The organism is Streptomyces kronopolitis, assembly GCF_050953795.1.
GTDB lineage: Bacteria > Actinomycetota > Actinomycetes > Streptomycetales > Streptomycetaceae > Streptomyces > Streptomyces kronopolitis_A.
Genome location: NZ_CP191850.1, coordinates 960509 through 977837 on the forward strand (window position 1 = coordinate 960509; position 17329 = coordinate 977837).

14 protein-coding genes are annotated in these 17329 nt (G+C 73.1%); 5 read left to right on the top strand and 9 right to left on the bottom strand.

What is annotated here, in order from left to right; translation table 11 throughout:
* Positions 1 to 56 precede the first annotated feature (56 nt).
* Positions 57 to 1373 (top strand): phenylacetate--CoA ligase PaaK, encoded by a 1317-nt coding sequence (gene paaK, locus ACQP17_RS03820; protein ID WP_433854928.1) that lies wholly within the window; start codon positions 57 to 59, stop codon positions 1371 to 1373.
* A gap of 49 nt (positions 1374 to 1422) precedes the next feature.
* On the opposite strand, the gene ACQP17_RS03825 is transcribed toward paaK, so the two are convergent.
* The 3 genes from ACQP17_RS03825 to ACQP17_RS03835 all read right to left on the bottom strand — a co-directional run bounded on the left by ACQP17_RS03825 (position 1423) and on the right by ACQP17_RS03835 (position 4882).
* Complete coding sequence (locus tag ACQP17_RS03825; protein WP_433854929.1) at positions 1423 to 2265, bottom strand: alpha/beta fold hydrolase; 843 nt, start codon at positions 2263 to 2265, stop codon at positions 1423 to 1425.
* A 156-nt stretch (positions 2266 to 2421) separates the two neighbouring features.
* Positions 2422 to 3228 (bottom strand): VOC family protein, encoded by an 807-nt coding sequence (locus ACQP17_RS03830; protein WP_433854930.1) that lies wholly within the window; start codon positions 3226 to 3228, stop codon positions 2422 to 2424.
* A 109-nt stretch (positions 3229 to 3337) separates the two neighbouring features.
* Entirely contained in the window at positions 3338 to 4882 is a 1545-nt protein-coding gene (locus ACQP17_RS03835; RefSeq protein WP_433854931.1) for an acyl-CoA synthetase, read from the bottom strand.
* Positions 4883 to 5433: 551 nt separating this feature from the next.
* Here ACQP17_RS03835 and ACQP17_RS03840 point away from each other — a divergent pair.
* From ACQP17_RS03840 to ACQP17_RS03850, 3 genes are all read left to right on the top strand, one after another.
* Entirely contained in the window at positions 5434 to 5808 is a 375-nt protein-coding gene (locus ACQP17_RS03840; RefSeq protein ID WP_388087145.1) for a peptidase inhibitor family I36 protein, read from the top strand.
* 138 nt (positions 5809 to 5946) lie between these two features.
* Positions 5947 to 6831, top strand: coding sequence for a hypothetical protein (locus tag ACQP17_RS03845; protein ID WP_433854932.1), 885 nt, complete (start codon positions 5947 to 5949; stop codon positions 6829 to 6831).
* Positions 6832 to 6904: 73 nt separating this feature from the next.
* Positions 6905 to 7261: a peptidase inhibitor family I36 protein gene (locus ACQP17_RS03850; RefSeq protein WP_433854933.1), complete on the top strand. Its 357-nt coding sequence runs from the start codon at positions 6905 to 6907 to the stop codon at positions 7259 to 7261.
* A gap of 56 nt (positions 7262 to 7317) precedes the next feature.
* On the opposite strand, the gene ACQP17_RS03855 is transcribed toward ACQP17_RS03850, so the two are convergent.
* From ACQP17_RS03855 to ACQP17_RS03870, 4 genes are all read right to left on the bottom strand, one after another.
* A complete protein-coding gene (locus tag ACQP17_RS03855; protein WP_433854934.1) occupies positions 7318 to 8304 on the bottom strand; it encodes a helix-turn-helix domain-containing protein in 987 nt (328 codons plus the stop codon).
* A gap of 143 nt (positions 8305 to 8447) precedes the next feature.
* Positions 8448 to 10007, bottom strand: coding sequence for an acyl-CoA synthetase (locus ACQP17_RS03860; protein ID WP_433854935.1), 1560 nt, complete (start codon positions 10005 to 10007; stop codon positions 8448 to 8450).
* Positions 10008 to 10027: 20 nt separating this feature from the next.
* Positions 10028 to 11131 (bottom strand): NAD(P)H-dependent flavin oxidoreductase, encoded by a 1104-nt coding sequence (locus tag ACQP17_RS03865; RefSeq protein WP_433854936.1) that lies wholly within the window; start codon positions 11129 to 11131, stop codon positions 10028 to 10030.
* A gap of 78 nt (positions 11132 to 11209) precedes the next feature.
* The gene (locus tag ACQP17_RS03870; RefSeq protein ID WP_433854937.1) at positions 11210 to 12772 is read right to left on the bottom strand and encodes a phytoene desaturase family protein; all 1563 of its coding nucleotides are present in this window, start codon (positions 12770 to 12772) and stop codon (positions 11210 to 11212) included.
* A gap of 181 nt (positions 12773 to 12953) precedes the next feature.
* Here ACQP17_RS03870 and ACQP17_RS03875 point away from each other — a divergent pair, with 181 nt between their 5' ends.
* Positions 12954 to 14249, top strand: a complete 1296-nt coding sequence (locus tag ACQP17_RS03875) for a glycoside hydrolase family 27 protein (protein ID WP_433854938.1) — start codon at positions 12954 to 12956, stop codon at positions 14247 to 14249.
* 28 nt (positions 14250 to 14277) lie between these two features.
* Here the strand turns inward: ACQP17_RS03875 and ACQP17_RS03880 are convergent, their stop codons facing one another.
* Together ACQP17_RS03880 and ACQP17_RS03885 are read right to left on the bottom strand one after the other, a co-directional pair.
* On the bottom strand, positions 14278 to 16395 hold the full coding sequence (locus ACQP17_RS03880; RefSeq protein WP_433859832.1) for a protein kinase domain-containing protein: 2118 nt from the start codon (positions 16393 to 16395) through the stop codon (positions 14278 to 14280).
* A 33-nt stretch (positions 16396 to 16428) separates the two neighbouring features.
* The gene (locus ACQP17_RS03885) at positions 16429 to 17328 is read right to left on the bottom strand and encodes an oxygenase MpaB family protein (protein ID WP_433854939.1); all 900 of its coding nucleotides are present in this window, start codon (positions 17326 to 17328) and stop codon (positions 16429 to 16431) included.
* Position 17329: the final 1 nt, after the last annotated feature.

Genomic DNA, 17329 nt, shown 5'->3' on the forward strand with positions numbered 1-17329 from the left:
TTACTTGGATCACGCGGCTACCGAATGATCGGTAGGGACACGAGGCGGTGAACTCCATGCCGGCAGCGGCTGAGGGCAGTGAGACGTTCGACGAGGCGGAACGGCTCTCCCGGGACGCGTTGCGCGAGCGCCAACTGACCCGGCTGCGGGCCTCGTTGCAGCACGCCTACGACCACGTCCCGTTCTACCGGGAGTCCTTCGCGCGGGCCGGGCTGCATCCGCAGGACTGCCGTGCGCTCGACGATCTCGCCCGCTTCCCCTTCACCGTCAAGGACGACCTGCGCGCCCAGTACCCCTTCGGAATGTTCGCCGTCCCCAAGGCGGAGGTGCGACGCATCCACGCCTCCAGCGGCACCACCGGCCGCCCCACCGTCGTCGGCTACACCGAGGGCGACCTCTCCCGCTGGGCGGACGTCGTCGCCCGCTCCCTGCACGCGGCCGGCGCCCGGCCGGGGCACACCGTCCATATCGCCTACGGCTACGGCCTGTTCACCGGCGGTCTGGGCGCGCACTACGGCGCGGAGCGGCTCGGCTGCACGGTCGTGCCGGCGTCCGGCGGGATGACCGGCCGCCAGGTGCAGATCATCCAGGACTTCCGCCCCGAGATCATCATGGTCACCCCGTCGTACATGCTCACCCTGCTGGACGAGTTCGAGCGGCAGGGCATCGACCCCCGGACGACCTCGCTCAAGGTGGGCGTCTTCGGCGCCGAGCCGTGGACGCAGGAGATGCGCCGCGAGATCGAGGAGCGGTTCGCGATCGACGCCGTGGACATCTACGGCCTGTCGGAGGTCATGGGTCCCGGCGTGGCCCAGGAGTGCGTGGCGACCAAGGACGGGCTGCACATCTGGGAGGACCACTTCTACCCGGAGGTCGTCGACCCGATCACCGGCGAGGTGCTGCCGGACGGGGCGCACGGCGAGCTGGTGTTCACCTCGCTCACCAAGGAAGCGATGCCGGTGATCCGCTATCGCACCCGTGATCTGACCCGGCTGCTGCCCGGCACCGCGCGCCCCGCCTTCCGCCGGATGGAGAAGGTCACCGGACGCTGCGACGACATGATCATTCTGCGCGGAGTCAATCTCTTCCCCGCGCAGGTCGAGGAGATCGTGCTGCGGACACCGGGCGTCGCCCCGCACTTCCAGCTGAAGCTGACCCGCGAGGGCCGGCTCGACCGGCTGACCGTGCGCGCCGAGGCCCGTCCGGACGCCACCCTCCGGGAGCGTGCGGCCGCCGTCGAACTGGTCACCCGCGCCGTCAAGGAAGGCATCGGCTTGTCGGTGGCGGTCGAGATCGTCGATCCGGAGACCCTGGAGCGGTCGGTCGGCAAGATCAAGCGCATCGTGGACGCCCGCCCGCGGGACAGGGGGTAGGGCGCTCCGTGGCGTCGCCCGCGGGCCGGGCCGGGCCCGTGGGTCCCGTTCAGTCCGGCGGGTTCAGGCGCGCCGCGAAGTCGGCGAAGGCGGTGCGGACGGACGTCGGGTTTTCGAGCCAGGGGAAGTGGCCGGCGTCGGGGATGCGGCGGTGCAGGACGTGGGGGCCCCGGAAGCCCGGCTGGTCGTGCCAGAGCCGCTGGTCGACGACGTGGTCGCGGGCGCCGCTGACGATCAGGGTGGGCAGGGCCGTCGGCTGCCAGCGGGCCCGGTAGTCGTCGTCGAAGTGCGCATCGGCCCAGGCCACCGCGGCATGGCAGTACGGGAGGCCGGACAGCAGCTCCCGGCCGTCGGCGAGTGCGGCGGGGGCGAAGTTCCACGGCGCGGCGGCGAGCGTCAGGGCGCGGAGGTGGTCGTCGTCCGGCTGCCGGGCATAGTCCTCGGCGGCGGTGGCGACCTCGGGCAGCGGGTGGTCCTCGGCATAGCGGGCGAAGTCTGCTCGCCAGCCGGCGTGCGGGGCGCTGCTGAGCAGCACCATGCCGGTCAGCAGGTCTTCGAGTTCCGGGACGGAGAGCAGGAACATGCCGCCGGTGGAGTGGCCGGCCAGGACCACGTCGTCCAGCTCCCGCGCGGCCTCCGCCAGGGCCCCGGGCCAGTGGGCGTAGGGCTCGGCGGGAAGCCCGGGCACACCGCGGTTGGAGCCGTCGCCGGGCAGGTCGACGAGCCAGGCGGCGCCGGGCACCCGGGCCGCCTCCACCAGGCCGAGCAGGGACTCCGAGCCCAGCCCCGGCCCGCCGGGCACGAACAGCCAGTTGCCGCGCCCCTCGCCCGAGGTGACCTGGCGCAGCCTGACTCCCGACGCCGTCCACCGTTCCTGCAGAAATGCACCCACCGCGACCACTCTCTTCGTCGTACGTTCCCTCCCCCGGTCCCGACCGTAGGCGGTGGGGGCCGGTGGCGCCCGACATTTTCCGCGGGCTCGGGGGTCGCGGGGCGGGCGCGGCGGGCCGCCGGGCCCGCGGACGCGTGCGGACGGCGGCGGCTGGGCTCAGGCCGCCGTCGGCTCCCCCTTGAGCAGGGCGAACGGGGCTCCCGCCGGGTCCATGAGCATGGCCAGCCGGCCGACGCCCGGGGCGTCGGAGGGCGGGATCATGACCGTGGCGCCGCGGTCGGTGGCCGCGGCGAAGGTGGCGTCACAGTCGGCCACGCCGAAATAGGGGTGCCACTCCGATCCCGAACCGGCCCGCAGATGCTCCTGCTGGAGTTGCATGATGCCGCCGTGCGCGGGGTCGCCGGCCTTGCCGCCGCCCGGTGCGGAGACCAGGGAGTAGACCATGTCCCCGCCCATGGGCATGTCCTGGTAGGTCCAGGAGAAGACCGAGTCGTAGAAGTCCTTGGCCCGGGCCGCGTCGGTGGTGTACAGCTCCGTCCAGCACAGCGTGTTCGGCTCCATGACCGTGCCGAGGCCGCCGCCCGGGAGGTCACCGGGCTGCCAGACCGCGAAGTCGGCGCCGGTCGGGTCGGTGAAGGCCGCCAGCCGGCCCGCGGTGAACACGTCCGCCGGCGCCACCCGCACCGCCCCGCCGGCCTGCTCGACGGCCTTGGCCGTGGCGTCCGCGTCGGGGGTCTGGAAGTAGACGTTCCAGGCGGAGGAGGCGCCCTCCTCCGTCAGCGGGCCGACGGCGGCGACCGTCTTGCCGTCGATCTGGAAGAAGCCGTATCCGCCGGCGTCCGGACCGGCGGACTGGAAGGTCCAACCCAGCACGGCGGAGTAGAAGTCGGCGGCGGCCGCGACGTCGGGGGCGCCGAGGTCGAGCCAGTTCGGTGTGCCCGGGACATAGTTGGTGGTCAGCATGGGGGTCCTCCGTTGCGCGGATGGTGACGTGCATGGCTGTTTCCCGCCGTTTCCCAGCATGGCAGGGGGCACTGACAGCCGCCCTTCGCGTGTGCCGTGGCCCGCCGGCTCAGGGCGCCCCGAACCGGGCGCGCAACTCGCGCTTGAGGACCTTGCCGCTGGCGTTCCGCGGCAGCGCGTCCACGAACACCACCCGTTTGGGGGCCTTGAACGGCGCGAGGCGGGCGCGGGCCGCCTCGATCAGCTCCTGCTCCCCCACCGGCCCGGCGCCGGCGTCCGCTCCCCCGGCGTCGTGCGGACGCCGCACCACCACCGCGGTCACCGCCTCGATCCAGTGGTCGTCCGGCAGTCCGATCACCGCGACCTCGGCCACCTGGGGGTGCGCGTGGAGCACGTCCTCCACCTGGCGTGAGGCGACCAGTACGCCCCCGGAGTTGATGACGTCCTTGACCCGGTCGACCACCGTGAAGTAGCCCTCCGCGTCGCGGACGGCGAGGTCCCCGGAGTGGAACCAGCCGTCCCGGAACGCCTCCGCGGTCTCCTCCGGCTTGTCCCAGTAGCCGGTGCACAGTTGCGGGGACCGGTAGACGACCTCGCCCCGGGTGCCGTCGGGCACCTCGCGGCCCTCCTCGTCGACCACCCGCGCCTCGACGAACAGCACCGGCCGCCCGCAGGAGTCCATCCGGCCCTCGTGTTCGTCCGGGCCGAGCACGGTGGCCAGCGGCCCGATCTCGCTCTGGCCGAAGCAGTTGTGGAAGGCGAGCCCGGGCAGCCGGGCGCGCAGCCGCTCCAGTACGGGGACCGGCATGATCGAGGCGCCGTAGTAGGCCTTGCGCAGTCCGCTCAGGTCACGGGCGGCGAAGCCCGGGTGGTTGGCCAGGGTGATCCACACGGTCGGCGGCGCGAACAGGCTGTCGGCCAGGCCCGCTTCCACCAGGTCGAAGATCCGGTCCGGGTCGGGGCCGTCCAGGATCGTGTTCTCCGCCCCGACGGCCAGATAGGGCAGCAGGAACACATGCATCTGCGCGGAGTGGTAGAGCGGGAGGGTGTGCAGCGGCCGGTCCGTCTCCCGCAGGCCGAGGGCGAGCACGGCGCTGGTGTACTCGTGCACCAGCGCCTGGTGGGTCATCATCGCGCCCTTGGGCAGCGCGGTCGTCCCCGAGGTGTAGAGCAGTTGGACCAGGGCGTCCTCGGGCACCTCGGCCACCGGGCCGGTGTCCTCGGCCACCCCGACGGCCGCGAGCCGCTCCAGCAGCCCGTAGCGGCCGCCGTGGAGCGGCATGCGGCGCACCCCGTCCGGCAGCCGGTGCGCCAGCGCGACATCGGTGAGCACCAGCGCACTGCCCGACTGGTCGAGGACGTAGCGCAGATCCTCGCCCGTCAGACCGTGGTTGACCGGAACGTGCACCAGCCCGGCGCGGGCGCAGGCCAGAAAGCCGATCAGATACGCGTCGGAGTTGTGCCCGTAGGACGCCACGCGGTCACCGGGGGCCAGGCCGTCCGCCAGGAGCACCCGGGCCGCGGCGGTCACCACGTCGTCGAGCTCCCGGTAGGTCCAGGCCCGCTCGCCGTACCGCACCGCGGTCCGCCCGGGTACCCGGCGGGCGCTGCGCCGCAGGACTCCGTCGACCGTATTGCTCCGCGCTCGCCTCATGGCGTGATCCTCGACCGCCGCCCACCCGGGGTCAAGGCACCCGGCCGCCGGGGAGCGCCGCTGGAGGGCGCGTTCGCATCCCGCCACCAGTGAGCATGCGCCCTCTTCACATGGGCTGATGAGGCGGGGTGGCAGGTGGGCGAACCGCGGTCGGCGGGGCACGTCCAGTGGCGAGGACCCGGTTGGCGTCCTTCTGGCCGGTGGTGAGCTTGCGGCGCGGGTGGCTTGGAGACCGGTGACGATGACGGCGTCGTCCGGATCGTCGTCCAGGCCGATGAAGGCGAGGTCGGCCAGCGCGCCGCGGCCGGCATCGAGGCAGTGGACGCAGAGCCAAGGGGCTGTGGAATCACCGCTAACGACACCTCATGGGCGTCCCGGCATTCTGATGGTGGCAGCAGGACGGCACAGGCCGGACCAGCAGCTGAATGCCCCGGCACGGGCCGACCGTTGCCGAACGTCAGGTGGGCGGACCAGGCAGCACATCACGTAGACCGTGTACGCCACCCAGCTCACTTACACCACGTCCAAGGACCAGCGAAAGAGGACACCTCATGCGTATCCGCGTTATCGCCGCCGCCGGCGCCGCCGCCGCCGCACTCTCACTCGGCGCCGCACTGCCGGCCTTCGCCCACGGCCACACCGACGTCGCCGCGCCCCTGGCCAAGGGCGACAAGGTCAAGGTCTTCCAGGACGCCAACTACAAGAACAGGAACACGACCTTCACGGAGAACATGTGGAATCTGAAGAAGGACGGCTGGAACGACACGATCAGCTCCGCCATCAACCAGGGCAGGCGCAAGGTCACGTTCTACACCGGGGTGCACTTCACCGGCGCCCGCTTCTCCCTGGCGCCGGGCGAGCGGGAACCGCACTTCGGCGACATCCCGAACATGTCCGACAACACGACCTCCGTCAAGTTCGGCTGACGGCAGGCTCCGAGCTCTGCTGACCGCGAGCTGCTGACGGGAGGGGTGCGGCACCTCAGGGCCGCACCCCACCCCGCCTCCCCCAGCGCCCCGCTCAACGCCCTTCGCGCATCGCGCAGTTCACCCCAAGAGGCAACCATGTCGCTCTCCCGCGCACGGGCCGCCACCGCGCTCGCGCTGCTCGTGGCCACTTCCGCCACCGCCTGCACAGCACTGGAAGAGAAGCCCGCGCCCGCCCGGCACACCGGCGCACCAGCGCCGTACGCAAACCGGCAGGCCGGACAGCTGAAGATGCCGCTGGACGCCTACGCATCGAATGATGCCGAGACCTACGCCGTGGAAGACGCACAGGACATCCTCATGCGCCGGTGCATGAACAACCTGGGCCTGGAGTGGAAGGCGCTGCCCAGGGTGCCCTCCCGGGACATCGGACCCCCGAACCTCCGCCGCTACGGAGTCGTCGCGGCCGAAGCCGTCCGCTACGGATACCACCCGCCCCCCGACCCGGCGTCGGTGGTACGGCGCAACCACGCCTGGGACGAGCGCGAGGGGCTCCCCGCCGCGGTGCAACGCGCGGCCTACGGACCCTCCGGCAGGGGCGGGTGCCTCAAGGCCGCCCAGCACCAACTCGTCGGCGACACCGCCCCACCTGACTACCACGCCTTCAATCAGCTGACCGGCACGGCCCTGGACGCCTCCCGGCACGCACCCGAAGTGCGCCGCGCCGTCCGCGGATGGCACGCCTGCATGGCGAAGGAGGGCTTCGACTACCCGGACCCCCTGAGTGCCGCCGGCAGCCAGCGCTGGAACACGGCCGAACCCACCCCGGCCGAACGCCACACCGCCCGCGCCGACGTGGCCTGTCAGCAGTCGGCACAGCTGGTGACGGTATGGGCAGCGGCCGAGACCCGTATCCAACGGCAACTGATCCGGCACCACACCGACCGCCTGCACGAGGCAGAAGCCCGCAAGAACCGTTGGCTGACAGCCGCCTACCGCGTCCTGAACCGGGCGGGCAGCTGAGGGACCGGCCTCACGCATCCCCCTCATCCGCATCGACCAAGAGCCAACCAACAACCCACTGAAGGGACATCCCATGCGTATCGGCCACATGGTCGCTGCGAGCACCGCCGCCGCCGCACTCGTGCTCGGCCCCGCACTGCCGGCCTCCGCGGACGGCTCCCGGGCGGTCGCCGGCTCGGTCAAGGACAGTAAGGCGAAGGTCGTCGTCTACGAGCAGCCCCTGTTCAAGGGCAGGCACGCAACCTTGACCCGCAGAGATCGGGGTCTGGGAGGTCAGGGCTGGTGCCCCGGCTCGGCCAAGAACGTGGGCAGGTACACAGCCCTCTTCTTCACCGAGCCGAACTACGGCGGCGCCCGCCTCGACCTGGAGCCGGGCGACCGGGCTGCCCACCTCAATGGCCGGTTCTGCGCCTCCCTCCTTTTCCGCTGACAGCGAGTCCTGGCCGGGCAGGGGTACGGCAGTGGGCCGCACCCCGCCCCGCCTCCCTACTCGGCCGACTGGCACGCCTCGTTCCGGTAGGTCGTGGGCGGCATGCCGTATGTGGTGCGGAAGGCGCGGGTGAAGTCGGCCGCCCGAGGGAAGCCCCAGCGGGTGGCAATCGCGTGGACGGGGGTGCTACGAAGGGCGGCGTCGGCGAGGTCGCGGCGGGCGCGTTCGAGGCGCTGGCGGCGGATCCAGGCGGCGACGGTGGCCTCTTCGTCCTCGAAGAGGCGGTACAGATAGCTGAGGGAAATGTGGTGGGCGGCCGCGACCGCGCCGGGCGTCAAGTCCGGGTCGGGCAGGCGGTGTTGAATGAAGCCCTTGATGCGCAGGAGCAGGGAGCGCCGACGGGCCTCCGGCGCGAGGGTGTCCTCGGCTTCGAGGGCGTGGGCGAACAGCATGGCGATCAGATCGAGGGCCACCGTCCCCAGCCGGGGCCCGTCGGCGGGCCGGTAGGAGCCGCTGTCCCTGACCACCTGGGTGAGGAACTGGACCAGCAGAGCGCCAACACCCTCCCGCCCCGACATCGGCCGGTTGATGAGCTTCTCGACACTCTTCGCCGGAAGGGGCATCAGCTCCCGGGGGACGTAGACTCCCGTCCCCCGCGCCTGGCCCCCGCTCTCACCGGTGCCCAGCTCGACGTGTTGGGGGCGTGAGGTGTCCACGAGGGCCAGGTCGCCCACGCCGTAAACTGCCTCGCGACCGAGATGGTCAACCTTCTCGTGCCCTCCGGCAACGAAGGACAGATGGTAGATCCCCGGGTCGGACCGCCGGATCAGATGCGCCGTGCGCCGTACCGTCATCGGCGAGTGCTCCGTCGTCCGCAGGCGCACGTCGCCGAGGTCCAGGATGCGCTGTGTGGCCGCGAAGTCGGCCACGTGGTCGCTGAGAATGTCCATCGGCACAAAACTCCCGAGGACTTGCTCACGCCAGTAGTCGAACCGGTCCGCCGGAGCCACATCGTCGCCCCGGAACTCCACCTCGCCGAGCATGAAACCATTCCCCCCGTTGATCCCCCCGAACGCCCCTACGGCGGCGTCCCCTCCCTCAAGGTCCCACAAGCGCAGGCGACTTGCCCATACGGGCGGACGCAAGAGGCGCACGCTCAGTGGACGACGGGCTCATGACCCGCCACCTAGACGGCGCGCTCGCGGCCCTCCCAATACGGGTCGCGCAGCCGGCGCTTGTAGAGCTTGCCGTTGGGGTCGCGGGGCATGGCGGCGATGAAGTCGACGGACTTGGGGCACTTGTAGCCGGCGAGCCGGCGGGCGCAGTGGTCCAGGATGCCGGCGGCCAGTTCGGGGCCCGGACGGTGGCCCGCGGCGGGTTCGATGACGGCCTTGACCTGCTCGCCCCAGTCGTCGTGCGGGATGCCGAAGGCGGCCGCGTCGGCGACCGCGGGGTGGCTGAGCAGGGCGGATTCGATCTCTGCGGGGTAGATGTTGACGCCGCCCGAGATGATCATGTCGATCTTGCGGTCGCGGAGGAAAAGGTAGCCGTCCTCGTCGAGGTAGCCGAGGTCGCCGACGGTGAAGAAGTCCCCGATCCGGTTCTTCCGGGTCTTGTCCTCGTCCTTGTGGTAGCGGAAGCCGCCGGTGCTCATCTTCATGTACACGGTGCCGAGTTCGCCGGCCGGCAGCCGGTTGCCGTCGTCGTCGAAGACGGCCAGCTCACTGATCGGCCAGGCCTTGCCGACCGTGCCGGGCTTCTTGAGCCAGTCCCCGGCCGTCGCGAAGGCGCCGCCGCCCTCGCTCGCCGCGTAATACTCCTCGACGCAGCCGCCCCACCAGTCGATCATCGCGCGTTTGACGTGGTCGGGGCAGGGCGCGGCGCCGTGCAGGGCGTGCCGCATGGCGCTCACGTCGTACGCCCCCCGGGTCTCGTCGGGCAGGGCGAGCAGCCGGTGGAACTGGGTGGGGACCATATGGGTGTGGGTGCAGCGGTGTGCGTCCATGAGGGCGAGCATCCGCTGCGGCGTCCACTTGTCCATCAGGACGATGCGGTGGCCGATGTGGAGCGAGGCGCCGGCGAATTGCAGTACGGCGGTGTGGTAGAGCGGCGAGCAGACCAGATGGACGTTGTCGTCGAACGGCTTGATGCCGAAGATGCCGAGGAAGCCGCCGAGGTGGGTCTCCTCGGGCGGGATGCCGGGCAGCGGGCGGCGGATCCCGCGCGGGCGGCCGGTGGTGCCCGAGGTGTAGTTCATCACCCAGCCCAGCGTGCGGCCGTCGGGCGCGGACTCCGGCTGCCCGTCGACGAGTTGGGCGTACGGCCGGAAGCCGGGGATGTCGCCGAGGGCGTAGCGCCGGCTTTCCGGCAGGTCCGCCTCGTCGGCGGCCGCTCGCGCCGCGGACGCGAACCGCTCGTGCGCCAGCAGCACCTTCGCCCCGGAGTCGGCGACGATCCAGGCGATCTCCGGGCCGACCAGATGGTGGTTGACGGGGACGAGGTAGAAGCCGGCCTGGGACGCGGCCAGGTAGGCGGTGAAGAACTCGACGCCGTTGGGGAGGACCACGGCGAAGGCGTCGCCGCGTTCCAGGCCCGCCGCCCGCAGCCCGTGGACCAGCCGGTTGCTCGCGGCGTGCAGCCGGCCCGCGGTCCACTCCTCGCCGTCCGGGGCGATCAGGACCGTGCGGTCCGGGGCGGCGGTGGCCTGCGCCCAGAAGCCGTTGGGGGGTGGGGAGTCCGGTGTCATTCCGCTGTCCTCCTCGGGGTTCACGCGCGTCCGGCGATGCGGTTCAGGCGGTCGATGGCCCGCTCGAATCCGCGGGTGAGGTCGTCGAAGACGGCCTGTACGCTGCGTTCGCTGTTCATCCGGCCGACGATCTGGCCGACCGGGGTGCCCAGCAGCGGCTCGACCTCGTGCCGCTGGATACGGGAGTTGGCCTCGGCGACCAGCAGCCCCTGGAGCGGCATCGGGAGCGTGCCGGGGCCGTCCGGGTCGTCCCAGGCGTCGGTCCACGCGGTGCGCAGCTGGCGGGCGGGCTTGCCGGTCAGCGCGCGGGAGCGGACGGTGTCACCGGGGCCGGCGGCGAGCAGTTTGGCGGTCAGCCGGCGGGAGTGCAGTTCGGCCTCCTCGCAGGTCAGCCAGACCGATCCGAGCCAGACGCCCTGGGCGCCGAGGGCCAGCCCGGCGGCGATCTGCTCACCGGTGCCGATGCCGCCGGCGGCGAGCACCGGCAGCGGGCCGACGGCGTCGACGACCTCCGGGGTGAGGACCATGGTGGCGATGTCGCCGGTGTGGCCGCCCGCCTCGTAGCCCTGGGCCACGACGATGTCGATGCCGGCGTCCTTGTGGTGCCGGGCGTGCCGGGGGCTGCCGGCGAGGGCGGCGACCAGGACGCCCTGGTCGTGCGCGCGCCGGATGACGTCGGGCGGCGGGGGGCCGAGGGCGTTGGCGAGCAGAGTGACGGGGTAGTCGAAGGCCACCTCCAGCTGGGTGCGGGCGACGTGCTCCATCCAGCCGGTGATCCGCCAGCCGGCCGCCTCGCCCTCCGCCAGCGGCGGCACGCGGTGGGTGTCGAGGAGTCGGGCGACGAAGCGGCGGTGCCCTTCCGGGATCATCGCCTCGACCTCGGCCTCGCTGACGCCCGCCACCTTCTTGGCGGGCATCACCACGTCGAGCCCGTACGGCAGTCCGTCGGTGTGGGCCTGCATCCAGTCGAGGTCGCGGGCCAGTTCGTCGGGGGCGGTGTAGCGGACCGCGCCGAGCACCCCGAACCCGCCGGCCCGGGTGATCGCGGCGGCGACGGCGGGGAAGGGGGTGAACCCGAAGACGGCGTGCGCGATGCCCAGCCTGTTGCTCAACTCCGTCTGCATGCGCGCAGGATGCCGCAGCGGGTCGTACGAGGGAAGAGATTTTCTGATGCGGCGTCAGAAAGTTTGCCGGGGGGCGGGTCAGCCCTCCTCCAGCACCGCCATCGCCGCGTTGTGCCCCGGGATCCCGCTCACTCCCCCGCCGCGCACCGCGCCCGCGCCGCAGAGCAGGACGGTGGGGTGCCCGGTGGCCACGCCCCAGCGGGCCGGCGCGCCACCGGCCCCTTCGTCCTGCGGGTCCACGTACGGGAAGGCGAGGTCGCGGTGGAAGATGTTGCCGCCCGGCAGGCCCAGTTCGCGGTCCAGATCCAGCGGGGAGCGGGCCTCGATGCAGGGGCGGCCGTCGGCGTCGTGCGCCAGGCAGTCGGCGAGCGGCTCGGCGAGATGGGTGTCCAGCTCGGCGAGGGTGGCGGCGAGGAGGCGGTCGCGGGTCGTGTCGTTGTCGGCGGTGAACAGGCGCGCGGGGGCGTGCAGACCGAACAGGGTGAGCGTCTGGTAGCCCTGGCGGACCAGATCGGCGCCGAGGATGGAGGGGTCGGTCAGGGAGTGGCAGTAGATCTCCGAGGGCGGGGCGGCGGGCAGCGCGCCGGACTCGGCCTGCCGGTAGGCGTCCTCCAGCTGGCGGTAGCCCTCGGCGATGTGGAAGGTGCCGGAGAACGCCTCGCGGGGGTCCACCCCGGTGTCCCGGAGCCGCGGCAGCCGGGTGAGCAGCATGTTGACCTTGAGCTGGGCGCCCTCGGCGGGTGGCGGCGGGTCCTCGCCCAGGAGGCGGGCCAGCTCCCGCGGGGCGGCGTTGACCAGGACCCGGCGGGCGCCGATGGTGCCCGCCTCGCAGCTCACCTCGGCGGTCCGGCCGTCCGTCGCCAGGCCGGTCACCGCGCAGTCGGTGACGATCTCCGCCCCGGCGCGGCGGGCGGCGTCGGCCAGGGCGTCGGTGAGCGCGCCCATGCCGCCGATGGGGACGTCCCAGTCGCCGGTGCCGCCGCCGATGACGTGGTAGAGGAAGCAGCGGTTCTGCCGCAGCGACGGGTCGTGGGCGGCGGCGAAGGTACCGATGAGGGCGTCGGTGAGCACCACGCCGCGGACCAGGTCGTCGGTGAAGGTCTCCTCGACCAGCTCACCGAGGGGCCGTTCGAACAGGGCGTGCCAGAGGGCGTCGTCGTCGATGACGGCGCGGAGCCGCTCACGGGTGGGCAGCGGTTCGGTCAGCGTGGGGAAGACCCGCTCGGCGAGCCGTCCGGTGGCGCCGTAGAAATCCTGCCAGGCCGCGAACTCCCGCTCGGATCCGGTGAGTTCGGAGAACGCCGTACGGGTGCGGGCCTCGCCGCCGCCGACGAGGAGCCCGGTGGGGCGGCCGTCGCGTACGGCGGGGGTGTAGGAGGAGACGGTGCGTTTGCGGACCGCGAAGCGCAGGCCGAGGTCCCGCACGATCTTCGGCGGCAGCAGGCTGACGAGGTAGGAGTAGCGCGACAGCCGGGCGTCGACCCCGGCGAACGCCCGCGTCGACACGGCGGCGCCACCGGTGTGGTCCAGCCGCTCCAGCACCAGCACGCTGCGCCCGGCGCGCGCGAGATAGGCGGCGGCGACCAGCCCGTTGTGGCCGCCGCCGACGATGACCGCGTCATACGAAGTCCGTTCCGGCATGCCTCTTGGTAGCACGCGCCGCACGGGGTCGCTAGGTGCACGCGGCTGAAACCTCCTCCCCGGCCGGTGCGGCTTCTTGACCGGGCAGGGGGGTGCTCCTAGCGTCCGGCCGTGCTCCGCCCCGGCACCGCCCGCGCCGTCCTCTCCGCCCAGGCCGTCCCGCCCACCCGTGAGGTGACCCGTGTCCCGTTCCCCGGTACCCCGCCCCGGCCGTGCCCTCGCCGGACTGACCGCCGTCGCCGCCTGCTCCGCCGGGCTGCTCGCGGCCCCCGCGCCGGCCTCCGCCGCCCCCGATCCGGCCCGCGCACGGGCCGCCGGGACCTACCCGAATCTGGCCCCCAGACCCCCGATGGGCTGGAACAACTGGTCCTACTACATGTGCGACCTCAACGAGAAGACGGTCCTGGACAATGCCCGGGCGCTGGTCCGCACGGGGCTGGCGGGCAAGGGCTACCGCACCGTCACCATCGACGACTGCTGGATGAGCAGGGCGCGCGGCTCCCGGGGCGAGCTGGTGGCGGACCCCGTGAAGTTCCCGCACGGCATGGCGTACCTGGGGCGCCAGCTGCACCGGATGGGACTGAAGTTCGGGATCTACGAGGACGTCGGCACCCTCACGTGTGAGAAGTTTCCGGGCAGTCTCGGCCATTTCCAGGAGGACGCCGCGCAGTTCGCCGGGTGGAAGGTGGACTACGTCAAGGCGGACGGCTGCAATGTGCCGGTCGCGCCGGGGCACACCAAGGAGGAGACCTACCGGGACCTGTACGGGCAGATGAGCCGGGCGCTGCGGGACACCGGCCGGCCGATCACCTTCTCGGTGTCGGCCCCGGCCTACTTCCAGTTCGACGGGGACAGCGTCTGGCACCAGGTCATCGGCTGGTCGGCGGAGGTCGGCAATCTGTGGCGCGGCGGGCGGGACGTGGCGCTGCAGCAAAGCACCCCGGCCGTCAAGTGGTCCTCCATCGTCTACAACTTCCGCTACAACGCGAAGCTGTCCGGCCTGCAGAGGCCGGGGCGCTGGAACGACCCGGACTTCCTGCTGGCCGGGGACACGGGCCTGACGCGCGAGGAGATCCAGAGCCAGATGTCGCTGTGGGCGATGATGGCCGCGCCGCTGATCTCCAGCACGGACGTGACCGATCTGTCCGACCGGGCACGCGCGGTGCTCGGCAACCGGAACGTCATCGCCGTCGACCAGGACGCGCTCGGCGTCCAGGGTCATCTGGTGCAGCAGGACGACGGCTCGGCGGTGCTGGCCAAGCCGCTGAAGAACGGCGACACGGCGATCGCGCTGTTCAACTCGGGTGCGGCGGCGCGCACCCTGTCCGTCACGGCCGCCGCGGCCGGGCTGCCCCGGGCGGGCTCCTACCGGCTGCACGAGCTGGTCACCGGCCGCCGTACGCGCAGCGACGGGGACATCGTGGCGCGGGACGTGCCGCCGCACAGCACGGTGCTCTACCGGGTCACCCCGGGCTGAGCCGGCGCCCCGGACGCGGGCCGTCCGCTCACCGCCGCCGGCGCTCGGCGCGCTCCTGGCGCCGGTCCGCGATCCGGCGGTGGACGGCGGCGGCCTCGTCCGCGCGGCCCAGCTGCTCCAGGCACTGGGCGAGGTCGCCCAGTGCGGCCAGGGTGTCCAGATGGCCGGCGCCCAGCACCCGTTCGCGGGCGTCGGCGACCCGGCGGTAGTGGTCCAGCGCCTCGCCCCAGCGGCCGAGCCAGCCCAGGGCGACGGCGTTCTCCCGGCGGCTGACCAGGGTGTCGGGGTGGTCCTCGCCGAGGATCCGGGCGCGGGCCGCGGTCACCTCCCGGGCCTCCACGAGGGCTTCCTGCCAGCGGCGCTCCCGGCCGAGGTTGACGCCCAGGCCGTGCCGGGCGCGCAGGGTCTCCGGGTCGTCGGGGCCCTGGGCGCGGGTACGGGCCGCGGCCAGCTCGCGGTAGAGCGCGAGCGCGTCCGCGGTGCGGCCGAGCCGGCCGAGGCCGATCCCGACCTCGTAGCGGGCGGCGAGGGTGTCGGGGTGGTCGGGGCCGAGCACCGCCGCGCGGGCCGCCGCGACCTCCTCGTAGACCTGCAGCGCCGCCGCCCACCGGCCCAGCTTGCCCAGCACGAAGGCGAGTTCACCGCGGGTGGCCAGGGTGCCGGGGTGGCGGGCGCCCAGGACCCGGGCGCGGGCCGCGGCCACGTCCTCCAGCATGGTGCGGCAGTCCTCCAGCCGACCCAGCCGGCCGAGGTTGAGGGCGACGTGGTGGCGGCAGTCCAGCGCGTCGGGGTGGTCGGGGCCCAGCGCGCGCTCGCGGCCGCCCAGCACCTCGGTGTAGAGCTGGTGCGCCTCGAAGTGCCGGCCGAGGCGGCCCAGCGCATGGCCGGCCGCCAGGCGGCTGGTGAGGGTGTCGGGGTGGTCGGCGCCCAGCAGGCGGGACCGTTCCGCGGCGAGCGCGCGGTGCGCCTCGCCGGACTCCGCCCACCGGCCCAGCCGGCCGAGGTCGAGGGCGGCGGTGTGCCGGCCGGCCAGCGCGGCGAGGGCGGCGCGGCGGTCGTCGGACAGCGGCGGGCCGGTGACGCCGGCGGCCGGGGAGGTGTCGTCGCGACGGGTCTCGCTCCCGCCGGTCCAGGCATCGGTGAGCGCCGTGGCGGCGCGGGCCGCCACCGGGTGCCGAGCGGACCGGGCGAGGTGCTGCCCCGCGCCGAGGGTCATGCCGTGGGTCCAGGCGGGCAGCGGGTGGGCGGCGACGGTCGGCTCGTCCGGGTCGGCCGCGGCGCGGCCCGCGGGACGCTGCTGACGGGCGTCGGAGAGGCGCTTGCCCAGTTCGTGGGCGTCCCGGGGGCGGTCGTCGGGGTCCTTGGCGAGGAGGTCGAGCATGATCCGCTCGTAGCTCTCCGGCAGGTCGGGCCGGAGCGTACGGGGCGGCTCGGGCATCCGGTCGCGGTGCCCGACGAGCACCGCCCAGGTGTCGCCCAGGTCGAACGGCGGGACTCCGGTGGCGATCTCGTACAGCACACAGCCCAGCGAGTACAGGTCGCTGCGGTGGTCGACGCCGTGGCCGCCGATCTGCTCGGGCGACATGTAGTGCGGGCTGCCCATGGCGATGCCGGTGCCGGTCAGCCGGGCGGTGAACCCGATGTCGTGGCCGAGCCGGGCGATGCCGAAGTCGCAGATCTTGACCGTGCCGTCGGCGGTGCGGACGATGTTCGCCGGCTTGAGGTCGCGGTGCACGACGGCCTGTTCGTGGGTGTAGGCCAGCGCGGCGGTGACCTGTTCGGCGATCTCGGCGAAGTCGGGGACGGGCAGCGGCTGGCGCCGGTTGTCCTCCAGCAGCTGGCTGAGGTTCCGGCCGCTGAGCAGCTCCATCACGATGAAGAGGGTGCCGTCGTCGTCGCCGAAGTCGTGGACGACGGTGATGCCGCGGTGCTGGAGCGCCCCCGCGACCCGGGCCTCGCGGCGGAAACGTTCGCGCAGGACCTGCAGGAGCGAGGGTTGGTGCTCCGGGCCGAGGGGCTTGAGGCATTTGACCGCGACCTGCCGGCCCAGCGACTCGTCGAGGGCGCGCCACACCTCCCCCATGCCGCCGCGCCCGATGGTGTCGAGCAGTCGGTACCGCCGCTGGATCAGTCTGTTTTCCGCCACCATGAATCGCCGCCCCCGTCCCCGTTACCGCGGTCAGTCGCGCAGCTCCCCCTGCGTGCCCCGCTTGCCTTCCAGTATGGCGGGGGAACGGCGGAGCTTGTAGAGCGCTGGGCGGGCGTCGGGACCGAGTCGCCCGACGGCGCGCAGGATGTGCCGGGGCGGCAGCTGCCGGCGGAGGGTGGCGGGAGCGGTGCGCAGCAGGCGGCCGGTGGCGCGCAGCCGGCGGGTGACGGCGTCGGGCGGCGGCGCGGGGCGCCCGTAGAGGTCGTGGGCGTACCCCGGAAGTGCGCCGTAGGCCAGGCGGGCCACCCGCTGCCACAGCAGGGCGCGGGCCGGCACGAGCACCGCGGGGGTCGGCGGCCGGCGCAGGAAGGCGTCCACCTCGCGGGCCTCGGGGGTGAGCGCCAACTCGGGCCGTACGCGGGCGAAGTAGGCGGCCAGCGCGGAGCGGTCGCCCGGGACGGCGGCCGGGTCGAGGCCGACGAGCCGGGCGCTCTCGCGCTGCTCGGTGAGGTAGGCGTCCGCCAGGTCGTCGGTCACCGGGCAGCCGGAGCGGCGCAGGACGTGCAGATAGGAGTCGACCTCCGCGCAGTGCACCCACAACAGCAGGTCGGGCGCGTCGACGCCGTAGCGTGCGCCGGTCGCGGGGTCGGTGGCGGACAGCCCGCGGTGGATGCGGCGGACCCGGGCGCCGGCCCGTTCGGCGGCTTCGGTGGTGCCGTAGGTGACGGTGCCGACGAAGTCGGCGGTCCGCAGCAGCCGGCCCCAGGCGTCCCGCCGGAAGTCCGAGTTCTGCAGGACTCCGCGCACCGCGCGGGGATGCAGCGCCTGGAGGTACAGCGCGCGCACCCCGGCGATCCACATCATCGGATCGCCGTGCAGCTGCCAGGTCACCGAACGGGGCCCGAACAGCCCCGGGTCGCCGGTGGACACC